This is a genomic window from Brevundimonas sp. CURTG3B2_SDJG (assembly GCF_057364705.1).
In genome coordinates this window covers 1-10,733 of record NZ_JBNFOJ010000085.1, presented here as the reverse complement: position 1 = coordinate 10,733, position 10,733 = coordinate 1, and the positions used below count along the sequence as shown (strand labels likewise).

The following is a 10,733-nucleotide window of genomic DNA, read 5'->3' as shown; positions in this document are numbered from 1 at the left end:
GCCCAGCAGGACGGCGTCGGCGGCCAGGCAGGCGTCGACGGTCGCCTGGGGCAGCGGGTCGCCGGTCGCGTCGATGGCCGCGCCGCCGATCAGGTGCTCGTGGAAGCGGAATTTGTGGCCGAAGAAGTCGCCGATGACGGTCAGCACGGCCTGGGCCGCGTGGGTCACCTCGGGCCGACGCCGTCCCCAGGCAGGACGACGATGTCATAGGTCTTGGAGGCGTGCATCAGGCGGTTTCCCTTTCACGGGCGTGTTCGAAGGCTTCGATGGCGGGCAGGCGGGCTTGCAGCCAGCCGAGGGTGTCGACCCCGTCCAGCAGGCAGCGGCGGGCGAAGGACTCGACCTGGAAGGCCACGGGGGCCGCATTGCCGCGTTGGATCGTGGACGCGTCCAGATCGATGGTGATCGGCTGGTCGGGATGGGCGGCGAAGTCGTCCCACGCCGCCTGGTCGACCACGATCGGCAGCAGGCCGTTCTTCAGGGCGTTGGAGGTGAAGATGTCGGCGATCTCGGTCGAGACCACGGCCCGGAAGCCGTAGTCCATCAGCGCCCAGGGGGCGTGTTCGCGGGACGAGCCGCAGGCGAAGTTGCGGCCGGCCAGCAGGATGCGGCGCTCCGTGGGGTCGATGCGGTTCAGCACCGCCTCGGGCTTGGGCGATCCGTCGGCTTCGTAGCGCCAGTCGTAGAAAGCCCAGGCCCCCAGCCCTTCGCGACTGGTGGTCGAGAGGAAGCGGCCGGGGATGATCTGGTCGGTGTCGATGTTGGACTGCGACAGGACCACGGCCTTGGAGGTCAGGGTTTTGAAGGGCTCAGTGCTCATGGCTGCCAATCCTTTCCGTCATCGCCGGGCTCGTCCCGGCGATCCATGATCACTGACAGCGGAAGTGATCTTTGAACGGCGGGGGCTATGGACCCCCGGCACAAGGCCGGGGGTGACGAGTTTTGAGGAGCCGAGCTATGCATGAGCCGTTTCTCCCAAGAACACGCGCGGGTCGGTGAGCACGCCCATGATGGCCGTCGCGGCCGCCGTCGCCGGGCTGGCCAGGATGGTGCGGGATCCGGGGCCTTGGCGGCCCTCGAAATTGCGGTTTGAGGTCGAGACGGCCAACTGGCCGGGCGCGACCATGTCGCCGTTCATGGCGAGGCACATGGAGCAGCCGGGGATGCGCCATTCCGCCCCGGCGTCGATGAAGACCCGATCCAGCCCCTCGGCCTCCGCATCGCGGCGCACGGCCTCGGAGCCCGGCACGACCAGCATGCGCAGGCCCGGCTTGACCTTGCGGCCGCGCAGCACCTCGGCGGCGGCGCGCAGGTCGGCAGCCGGCCATTGGTGCAGCTGCCGACGAAGACGACGTCGACGGGATGACGGGTGGTCGCCTCGCCGGGCGTGAAGCCCATATAGGCCAGGGCCTTTTCGCCGGAGGCGTCGCGCGGCGCCGGAACCGGCTCGCCGATCGCCGAGCCGGCGTCGGGCGTGGTGCCCCAGGTGGCCATTGGACGGATGGCGGCGCCGTCGATCTCGATCTCGGCATCGAACACGGCGTCGGGATCGGAGCGCAGGGTCAGCCAGTCGGCGGCGGCCCGGCCGAACGCTTCGCCCCTGGGGACGTGCGGACGGCCCTGCAGCCAGGCGACGGTCACGGCGTCGGGCGCGATCATGCCGGCCCTGGCGCCCGCCTCGATGGACATGTTGCAGACGGTCATCCGCCCTTCCATGTCCAGCGAACGGATGGCCTCGCCGGCGTATTCGATGACGAAGCCGGTGCCGCCGCCGAAGCCCAGGCGGGCGATCACCGCCAGGGCCACGTCTTTTCCAGAGACGCCGGGCTGGAGCCGACCCGAGACGGTGACGCGCATCGCCTTGGCCTTGCGCTGCAGCAGGCACTGGGTGGCCAGGACGTGGCCGACCTCCGAGGTGCCGATGCCGAAGGCCAGGGCGCCGAAGGCTCCATGGGTGGCGGTGTGGCTGTCGCCGCAGACCACGGTCATGCCCGGCTGGGTCAGGCCCAGTTCCGGACCCATGACGTGGACCACGCCCCGGTCGGCGCTGTCCCATCCCGCCAGGGAGACGCCGTGCCGGGCGCAGTTGGCCTCCAGGGTCTCGACCTGGGCCTTGGACGCCGGAGTGTGATAGGGCCGCTCGCCGTCGGCGCCCGCGGGCAGGGTGGGGGTCGAGTGGTCCAGGGTCGCGAAGGTGCGATCCGGACGGCGCACCTTCAGCCCCCGGCTCTCGATCTCGGCGAACGCCTGGGGGCTGGTGACCTCATGGACCAGATGCAGATCGACGTAGAGCACGGCGGGGGCGTCGGCCGTTTCGGCCTGCACCACGTGCCGGTTCCAGACTTTTTCGAACAGGGTCTCAGGCATATTCCGGCTCCGCCCTTGCGGGCGCAGGCGAGGCCGTCGCGATCGGCTCCAGCCAGCCGTGGCGATCCGGCGTGGCGCCGGTGAACAGGCCGCGGAAGCCGGCGTTGACGGCCTTGGTGACGGGGCCGGGGCCGGCGGCGCGGGTGGGGATGCCGTCGACCGACCGCACCGGGGTGATCTCGGCCGCCGTGCCGGTCATGAAGATCTCGTCGGCGACATAGAGCGCCTCGCGCGGCAGGATCTGCTCGCGGGTCTCGTAGCCCAGGCCGCGCGCCAGCTTCAGGACGCTGTCGCGGGTGATGCCCATCAGGATGGAGGCGGCGGCGGGCGGGGTTATGATCTCGCCGTCCTTGACGATGAACAGGTTCTCTCCGGCGCCCTCGGACAGACGGCCGTCGACGCCCAGGGCGATACCCTCGCCGAAACCGCCGACCCGGGCCTCCCGCCCGATCAGATAGGAGGACAGGTAGTTGCCGCCGGCCTTGGCGCCCGAGGGCACGGTGTTCGGCGCGATGCGCGACCAGGACGCCACGCAGGCGTCGACGCCCTTTTCCAAGGCCTCGTCGCCCAGGTAGGCGCCCCAGGGGAAGGCGGCGATCGCGACATCGACGTTCATGTTCTCGGGCGCGGGCGTCACGCCCATGCCGCAGGCGCCCAGGAAGGCGATCGGGCGGATGTAGGCCGAGCGCAGGCCCGTCGCGCGCACAGTCGCCCGGCACGCCTCGACCAGGTCGTCGACCGTGTAGGGCAGTTCGAAATGATACATGCGGGCGCTGTCGAACAGGCGGCGCACGTGGTCGGTCAGGCGGAAGCCGCACGGTCCCTGGGGCGTGTCGTAGACGCGGATCCCCTCGAACACCGAGGTGCCATAGTGGAGCGCGTGGCTCATCACGTGGACCTTGGCGTCGGCCCAGGGCGTCAGCGCGCCGTTGACCCAGATGTGTTCAGCCAGCGGCCGCATACGCGTACTCCTGAGGGGTTGAGGCGGCCGGGCGCGAAGCCTCGATGATCGCCAGCAGTTCGTGATCGTTGATCTCGCCGATCTCGTCGGCGCGGCGCTTGAAGCCGGCGAAGGCGGCCTGCAGGTGCGGGCCGCTGACCGGCCGGCCCAGGGCCTCGGCGCGCTTGGCCACCGCGTGGCGGCCCGAGTGCTTGCCCAGGACGAACCAGGTGCCTTCGAAGCCGACGTCCTGGGGCCGCATGATCTCGTAGGTCGAGGGGTCGGCCAGCATGCCGTGCTGGTGGATGCCGGCCTCGTGGGCGAAGGCGTTCAGGCCCACGATGGCCTTGTTGCGGACCACCGGCGTGTGGGTGATCTCGCTCAGCAGACGGCTGGCGCGGACCAGGTGGGTCGCGTCCACGCCGGTCGTCAGGCCGAAGCGGTCCGAGCGGGTGCGGATGGCCATGACCATCTCTTCCAGCGAGGCGTTGCCGGCCCGTTCGCCGATGCCGTTGATGGCGCCCTCGACCTGGCGCGCCCCGGCCTCGACGGCGGCCAGGGAGTTGGCGACGGCCATGCCCAGGTCGTCGTGGCAATGGGTCGAGAAGACCACGTGCGGAAAGCGGGCGCGAACCCCGTATATCAGCGTGCGGAACCGGTCGCCGATCTCGAACGGCGTGGCGTAGCCGACCGTGTCGGGGATGTTCAGGGTCGTGGCGCCCGCGGCGGCGGCGGCCTCGCACACCTCGGCCAGGAACCCCGGCTCGGTGCGGATGGCGTCCTCGGGGCTGAACTCGACGTCCTCGAAGCGGGTGCGGGCGTAGGCGACCGACCGCTCGGCGGCGGCCAGCACCTCGGCCTTGGACATCTTCAGCTTGGCCGAGCGGTGGATCGGGCTGGTTCCCAGGAAGATATGGACCCGGCGCTCGTCCGTGGCGTGCAGCGCGCGGAAGGCGGCGTCGATGTCGGCCTCGTGGGCGCGCGCCAGCGAGCAGAAGACGGGGCCTTCGACCTCGCCGACGACACGGCGCACGCCTTCCTCGTCGCCGGGCGAGGCGGCGGCGAAGCCCGCCTCGACGACGTCGACCCTCAGGGCGGCCAGCACCTGGGCCATGCGGACCTTGTCGTCGGGCGACATGGAGAAGCCCGGCGCCTGTTCGCCATCCCTCAGCGTGGTGTCGAAGACGACGACCTTGTTCGGGTCGGCGGCGACGGCGGTCTGGACCTTGGTCATGCCGCTACCTCCGGATGGAAGGCGGCGGCCCGATCGTTCAGCCGGGTCACCCCGAACAGGCGATCGATCTGGCGGCCCAGGGATTCGACGCTGCGGGCGGCGTCGCGGCCGCGCACGGCCATCTCGACCCGGCGGCGCGGGCCCTCGTCGCGCAGGATCAGGCCGTCGATGTGGAAGCCGCGGCGCTCCACCAGGCCGATCAGGCGCTGGAGCGAACCGTCGGCGCGGTCGATGTTCAGGTGCAGGGTGTCGGTGCTCATGGTCAGGCGCCTTCCATCATTTCGGCGTTGTTCTTTCCGGGCGGGACCAGCGGCCACACGTTCTCCCGGGGGTCGATGATCACGTGCGCGAGGCAGGGGCCGTCGGCGGCCAGCAGGCGGGCGATCCCGGCCTCGACCTCCTCGCGCCGGCTAATTCGGAAGGCCTCGACGCCGAAGGCCTCGGCGACCTTCACGAAGTCCGGATTGTCGGAGAGGTCGACCTCGGAGTAGTTGCCGTCGAAGAACAGCTCCTGCCACTGGCGGACCAGGCCGAGCGAGCTGTTGTCCAGCAGCAGGACCTTGACCGCGACGCCGTAGCGGCGGGCGGTGGCCAACTCCTGGACGTTCATCATGAAGCCGCCGTCGCCGGCCACGACCACGACCGCGGCGTCCGGGTCGGCCAGCTTGGCCCCGATGCCGGCGGGCAGGCCGAAGCCCATGGCGCCCAGGCCGCCGGAGCTCAGATGGGCGTTCGGGCGCGAGAAGCGGCAGTGCTGGGCGCCCACATCTGGTGCTGGCGACGTCGCAGGCCGCGACGAAGGCGTCGCCGGCGGCCTCGGACACCGCCTTCAGCAGGGCCGGGGCGTAGACGCCGTCGCCGGGGGCGTCATAGCGGAAGGCCGTGCGCTGGGCCCGGCTGGCGCAGCGGATCATCCACGGGTCGATGGCCAGGGGCGCGTCGGCCAGGCGGGCGGTCAGGGCCTCGATCCCCTGAGCGATCTCGCCGGCGACGGCGACATGGGTCTCGCGCAGCTTGCCGATCTCGGACGCGTCGATGTCGAAATGGACGACGCGAGCGTGCGGCGCGAACTCGGCCAGCTTGCCGGTGGCGCGGTCGTCGAAACGAGCGCCGAAGACGATCAGCAGATCGGCCTCCTGCACCGCCTCGTTCGCCGCGCGCGTGCCGTGCATGCCCAGCATGCCCAGGAAGCCCGGCGCGTCGGTCGGGATCGTGCCCAGCGCGTTCAGGGTCGAGACGGACGGGATGCCGGTCCGGTTGGCGAAGGCGCGCATCGGGCCCACGGCCCGTCCGCTCTTCACCCCGCCGCCGACATAGATCAGCGGGCGCTCGGCGGCGCGGATCATCTCGGCGGCGGCGGCAATGGCGTCGTGGTCGGTCGGCTGAACGGCGTTGGGATAGTGGAAGCCGAACTCGTCGGCGGCCTGGCCGACCTGGACGTCCTTAGGCAGGTCGATCAGGACCGGGCCCGGTCGGCCGGAGGCGGCGATATGAAAGGCCTCCTCGACCGCCGCGGGGATGTCGGCCGGGTCGCGGACCAGGATCGAGTGCTTCACGATCGGCAGGGTGACGCCGAGGATGTCGATCTCCTGGAAGGCGTCGGTGCCCATGACGCCCTGGGCGACGTTGCCGGTGATGCAGACGATCGGGACGGAATCCATCATCGCGTTAGCGATGCCGGTGACCAGATTGGTCGCGCCGGGGCCCGAGGTCGCCAGGCAGACGCCGACCTTGCCGCTCTTGCGGGCCCAGGCGTCGGCGGCGAAGGCGGCGGCCTGCTCGTGCCGCACCAGGATGTGGCGCAGGGACGAGCCGGCCAGGGCGTCGTAGACCGGCATGATCGCGCCGCCCGGATAGCCGAACACGACCTCCACCCCTAGCCGCTCCAGGGTGGAGACCAGCAGGCGGGCGCCGCTGCGGGGCGCGGCCTCGGGGGCGGATTTCAGGACGGCTGAGGCGGTCATGGGTCAGGCGGCTTCCGGCTTGGAGGTCTGCAGCCAGGCCATGCGTTCGCGCAGCCGGGCGCCGGTGGTCTCGATCGGCTGTTCGCCGTCGGCCTTGACCCAGGCGTCGTAGCGGGGCTTGCCGGCCTCGTTCTCGGCGATCCATTCGCGGGCGAACTGACCCGACTGGATCTCGTCCAGGATGGTCTTCATCCGGGCGCGGGTCTCGTCGGTGATGACGCGGGGGCCCGACTTGACCGAGCCCCACTTGGCGGTCTCGGAGATGAACTCGTTCATCTTGGTGACGCCGCCCTCGTAGAACAGGTCCACGATCAGCTTCAGCTCGTGCATGCACTCGAAGTAGGCGATCTCGGGCTGGTAGCCGGCCTCGACCAGGGTGTTGAACCCGGACATGACCAGCTCCTTGGCGCCGCCGCACAGGACGGCCTGTTCGCCGAACAGGTCGGTCTCGGTCTCTTCCTTGAAAGTGGTTTCCAGCAGGCCGCCGGTGGCGCCGCCGTTCGCCCGGGCGTAGCCCATGGCCCGGTCGCGGGCCTTGCCGGTGGCGTCGGTCTGGACGGCGAACAGGCTGGGGACGCCGCGGCCGCGCTGGTACTCGCGGCGGACCAGGTCGCCGGGACCCTTGGGCGCCACCAGGATGACGTCCATGTCCTCGCGCGGCGTGATCCGGCCGTAGTGGATAGAGAAGCCGTGGGCGAACAGGATGGCCGCGCCGGGCTTGGCGTTCGGCTCGACGACGTCGCGGTAGATGTCGGCCTGGGCCATGTCCGGCGTCAGGATGGCGATGATGTCCGCGCCCTTGACCGCCTCGGCGGGTTCGGCGGTCGGGACGCCGTCGGCCGTGGCGTTCTTCCAGCCCTTGCCGCCGTGGCGGACGCCCGCGATCACGTCGCAGCCGGAGTCCTTCAGGTTCTGGGCGTGGGCGCGGCCCTGCGAGCCGTAGCCGATGATGGCGATGCGCTGGCCGGCGATGGCGCCGGGGCGGATGTCGTCGTTGGTGTAGATGGTGATGGGCATCAGGCGGTCTCTCGAACGGAAGGGGAGGCGGGCTGGTCGGCGGGGCGCTGGACCGGCGGCGGGTCGGGGATGGTCACCGCGCCCTGGGCGGCCGAGGCCACCGAGGCGCGGTATTTGGCGAAGACTCCGTGCGCCGGGCGGACCGGTTGGGGGGCGAAATCCGCCCGGCGCTTCGCCAGATCGGCGTCGACGTCGATCCGGCGGCTGGCGACGTCGATGGCGATACGGTCGCCGTCGCGAATGAGGGCGATCGGGCCGCCGACGGCGGCTTCGGGCGAGACGTGGCCCGCGACGAAGCCGTAGCTGGCGCCCGAGAAGCGGCCGTCGGTGATCAGGGCCACGTCGTGGATTCCGCGCCCCTTCAGGGCGGCGGTGACCTGCAGCATCTCGCGCATGCCGGGTCCGCCCTTGGGGCCCTCGTAGCGGATGACGATGACGTCGCCCTCGCCGACCGAGCCGTCCTGGACGGCGTGGAAGGCGTCCTCCTCGCTGTCGAAGACGCAGGCCGGGCCCTCGAACCGGTCGACCCTGTGGCCGGTCAGCTTGATCACCGCGCCGTCCGGGGCGACGTCGCCGTAGATGACGGCGTAGCTGCCGCGGTCCATGACCGGCGCCGCGAAGGTGGCGACCACCTGCTGCCCGGGCGTCTCCTCGGCCTCGGCGGCCTCGGCGAACAGGCTGCGGCCCGAGACCGTGGGCGCGTTGACGATCTTGCCGGCCTGGGCCAGCCGCTGGGTCACCAGCCGCGTGCCGCCGGCGGCGTACAGGTGCGAGGCCAGGAAGCGGCCGCCGGGCTTCAGGTCGCAGATGACCGGCGCCTCGACGCAGGCCTGATGGCAGTCCTCGACCCCGAAGGCGATCCCGGCCTCCGCCGCGATGGCGGTCAGGTGCATGACCGCGTTGGTCGAGCCGCCCGAGGCCGAGACGGCGACGGCGGCGTTCTTCAGGCTGGCGCGGGTGATGTATTTCCGGGCCGTGTCGCCGGCGAAGACGCGCTCGACGATCAGCCGACCGCAGCGCTCGCCTTCGGCGGCCTTCATCGGATCGACGGCGGGCACGTCGTTGGCGCCCATCGGCGACAGGCCCATCACCGACAGGGCCATCGCCATGGTGTTGGCCGTGAACTGGCCGCCGCAGGCGCCGGCGCCGGGACAGACGGCGGTCTCGACCGCCTTCAGGCCCGCGTCGTCCAGGGTTCCCGCCGCATGAGCGCCGATGGCCTCGAAGATCTCCTGGACCGAAACCTCCCGGCTCCCGATGACGCCCGGCAGGATGGTGCCGCCGTAGTAGACCAGACCGGGGATATCCATGCGGGCCAGGGCCATGGCGGCGGCCGGAATGGTCTTGTCGCAGCCGACGATACAAATGACGCCGTCCAGCTGATGGCCCTCGACCGCCAGTTCGATGCTGTCGGCGACGACCTCCCTGGAGATCAGCGAGGCCTTCATCCCGGGGGTGCCCATCGAGATGCCGTCGGTGACCACGATGGTGTTGAAATCGACCGGATAGCCGCCTGCAGCGACGATGCCGGCGCGGACGTCCTTGGCCAGCCGGTCCAGGTGCATGTTGCAGGGGGTGACCGACGACCAGGTGTTGACCACCGCGATCATCGGCTTGTCGAAGTCGGCGTCCCGCATGCCCGCCGCGCGCAGATAGCTGCGGGCCGCCGCACGGTTCGGACCGGCCGTGACGGCGCGGCTGCGCGCGTTCGGCGGCGTGTCCTTCGGGGTGAAATCTTGCGTCATTGCGAGGCGTCGGTTCCGGAGAGAGCCGGACCGCGCGCAACAAAAAACCCGCTACCTTTCGGGAGCGGGTGGCTGCGGGCGATCCTGAGGGTGAGTTAGGTCAGGTCACAAGCGTCCACGCCGCTCCGGCAAGGAGGACGAGAATTACGGTAAGAATGGCGACGCTGTTGATCTGAAGGGCAACGTCCGGACGCGCGACAGCGACCGCCAGGGCGGTCGTCTTGCGCGAAACGGGACGGGCGAAAGCGGTCACGGGGAACCCTTGAGATCAGCCCGCATGAAAACACGGTTTGTGGCGCTGCACAACGGGTTTGGTAGAAAAATGCGCAATGGGCCAAAGAGGGGCAAGATTTCGCATTATTCCACCGGCGCTGAAATGCGCGCGAACGCTCCCGCAAGCCATGGAAAAGCGTGCGGTTTCATGCCGTCCGAATGCGGGTCAGCTCTCGAACGAGCGGGGTTCGGGCTCTCGCCGCCGGAACCCGCTTCCGGGCTCCGAAGCGCGGGACCGGAAGCGCGTCGCGAGGTCGCGCAGCGCGGTCTCGGGCACCCCGTCCCGGGCCATCAGCTGGCGCACGATCGGGTCGGACAGCATGTCGTCGAGGGTCAGTTCGGCCTGTTGCATCACGCGTCTCCATCGACCCAGCAGGAGGGAGATGGGGAGGCCCACGGACCGGTCCAGAGCTGTCGAAAAAGTTTGATGTTCGGCGAGCGGCCTGAGTGAAGGGGCGCGGCGCTCTTGGCGGACAGGGTGGGATTCGAACCCACGGTAGGCTTCCACCTACGGCGGTTTTCAAGACCGCTGCCTTAAACCACTCGGCCACCTGTCCGTGTCCCGCGAGCGGAGGAGGGCCATACCCTCAAACGCCGCGTTAACCAAAGTGGAAATGTCTGGCGGCATATCTGGACGCCTCAAGGATCGGGGCGATGGCGGCGAGACTTCTCAAGGGCGCGTTGGCGGCGGCGTTGCTGTCGCTCGTGGCGGCCTGCGCCGGCGTGGCGCGGCCGGACGGCGGGCGCGTGCCGGTGGTGACCGATCCCGCGCCGATCGTGTTGGGCACGATGCGGCCCTATCAGGTCCGGGGGCGCTGGTACCGCCCCGAGGAGCAGCCGAACTACGACGAGACGGGCCTGGCGTCCTGGTACGGCGACCAGTTCAATGGGCGGCCGACCGCGACCGGCGAGCGGTTCGACATGCACGCCCTGACCGCCGCCCACAAGACGCTGCCGCTGCCCGGGCTGGTGGAGGTGACCAACCTGGCCAACGGTCGGCGCATCGTGGCGCGCGTCAACGACCGCGGGCCGTTCGTGGACGGCCGCATCATCGACCTGTCGCGCGGTTCGGCCGAGGCGCTGGGAATGCTGCAGCGGGGCGTGGGCGAGGTTCGGGTGCGTTACCTGGGCAGGGCTCCGCGCCTGGGCGCCGCCCAACCGCTCCAGTACGCCGCGTTCGCCCCGTTCCCGCG

Annotated in this window: 10 protein-coding genes, 1 tRNA gene and 2 pseudogenes; 1 reads left to right on the top strand and 12 read right to left on the bottom strand. The window is 70.5% G+C overall.

Annotated features, from left to right (window positions below):
- The 12 genes and pseudogenes from AC2W7C_RS07665 to AC2W7C_RS07610 form a co-directional block, all read right to left on the bottom strand.
- Positions 1-147, bottom strand: a 147-nt coding sequence (locus AC2W7C_RS07665) for an isocitrate/isopropylmalate family dehydrogenase (protein WP_486000909.1), incomplete at its 3' end; no start/stop codon positions are given.
- 79 nt (positions 148-226) lie between these two features.
- A complete protein-coding gene (leuD, locus tag AC2W7C_RS07660) occupies positions 227-820 on the bottom strand; it encodes a 3-isopropylmalate dehydratase small subunit (RefSeq protein WP_486000907.1) in 594 nt (197 codons plus the stop codon).
- A gap of 135 nt (positions 821-955) precedes the next feature.
- Positions 956-2,367 (bottom strand): annotated as a pseudogene (leuC, locus tag AC2W7C_RS07655) (3-isopropylmalate dehydratase large subunit).
- The gene (locus AC2W7C_RS07650; RefSeq protein WP_486000906.1) at positions 2,360-3,328 is read right to left on the bottom strand and encodes a branched-chain amino acid transaminase; all 969 of its coding nucleotides are present in this window, start codon (positions 3,326-3,328) and stop codon (positions 2,360-2,362) included. The pseudogene leuC and the gene AC2W7C_RS07650 overlap by 8 nt, the downstream one beginning before the upstream one ends.
- On the bottom strand, positions 3,312-4,541 hold the full coding sequence (locus AC2W7C_RS07645; protein ID WP_486000905.1) for a 2-isopropylmalate synthase: 1,230 nt from the start codon (positions 4,539-4,541) through the stop codon (positions 3,312-3,314). Before AC2W7C_RS07645 ends, AC2W7C_RS07650 begins: the two co-directional genes overlap by 17 nt.
- Positions 4,538-4,801 (bottom strand): ACT domain-containing protein, encoded by a 264-nt coding sequence (locus tag AC2W7C_RS07640; protein ID WP_486000904.1) that lies wholly within the window; start codon positions 4,799-4,801, stop codon positions 4,538-4,540. Before AC2W7C_RS07640 ends, AC2W7C_RS07645 begins: the two co-directional genes overlap by 4 nt.
- A gap of 2 nt (positions 4,802-4,803) precedes the next feature.
- Positions 4,804-6,505 (bottom strand): annotated as a pseudogene (gene ilvG / locus AC2W7C_RS07635) (acetolactate synthase 2 catalytic subunit).
- Between the two features lie 3 nt (positions 6,506-6,508).
- Positions 6,509-7,516: a ketol-acid reductoisomerase gene (gene ilvC, locus AC2W7C_RS07630; RefSeq protein ID WP_486000908.1), complete on the bottom strand. Its 1,008-nt coding sequence runs from the start codon at positions 7,514-7,516 to the stop codon at positions 6,509-6,511.
- A 5-nt stretch (positions 7,517-7,521) separates the two neighbouring features.
- Complete coding sequence (gene ilvD / locus AC2W7C_RS07625) at positions 7,522-9,267, bottom strand: dihydroxy-acid dehydratase (RefSeq protein WP_486000903.1); 1,746 nt, start codon at positions 9,265-9,267, stop codon at positions 7,522-7,524.
- 100 nt (positions 9,268-9,367) lie between these two features.
- A complete protein-coding gene (locus AC2W7C_RS07620; protein WP_486000902.1) occupies positions 9,368-9,520 on the bottom strand; it encodes a hypothetical protein in 153 nt (50 codons plus the stop codon).
- Positions 9,521-9,706: 186 nt separating this feature from the next.
- Positions 9,707-9,892: a hypothetical protein gene (locus AC2W7C_RS07615; RefSeq protein WP_486000901.1), complete on the bottom strand. Its 186-nt coding sequence runs from the start codon at positions 9,890-9,892 to the stop codon at positions 9,707-9,709.
- A 115-nt stretch (positions 9,893-10,007) separates the two neighbouring features.
- Positions 10,008-10,097, bottom strand: a tRNA-Ser gene (locus tag AC2W7C_RS07610).
- Positions 10,098-10,194: 97 nt separating this feature from the next.
- Between AC2W7C_RS07610 and AC2W7C_RS07605 the strand changes: the two genes are divergently transcribed.
- On the top strand, positions 10,195-10,733 hold a 539-nt coding region (locus AC2W7C_RS07605), incomplete at its 3' end, for a septal ring lytic transglycosylase RlpA family protein (RefSeq protein WP_486000900.1).

Coding starts and splice junctions, on each gene's coding strand:
- ilvD (WP_486000903.1), bottom strand. CDS start 9,267: ATGACGCAAGATTTCACCCCGAAGGACACGCCGCCGAACGCGCGCAGC.
- leuD (WP_486000907.1), bottom strand. CDS start 820: ATGAGCACTGAGCCCTTCAAAACCCTGACCTCCAAGGCCGTGGTCCTG.
- AC2W7C_RS07615 (WP_486000901.1), bottom strand. CDS start 9,892: ATGCAACAGGCCGAACTGACCCTCGACGACATGCTGTCCGACCCGATC.
- AC2W7C_RS07640 (WP_486000904.1), bottom strand. CDS start 4,801: ATGAGCACCGACACCCTGCACCTGAACATCGACCGCGCCGACGGTTCG.
- AC2W7C_RS07650 (WP_486000906.1), bottom strand. CDS start 3,328: ATGCGGCCGCTGGCTGAACACATCTGGGTCAACGGCGCGCTGACGCCC.
- AC2W7C_RS07645 (WP_486000905.1), bottom strand. CDS start 4,541: ATGACCAAGGTCCAGACCGCCGTCGCCGCCGACCCGAACAAGGTCGTC.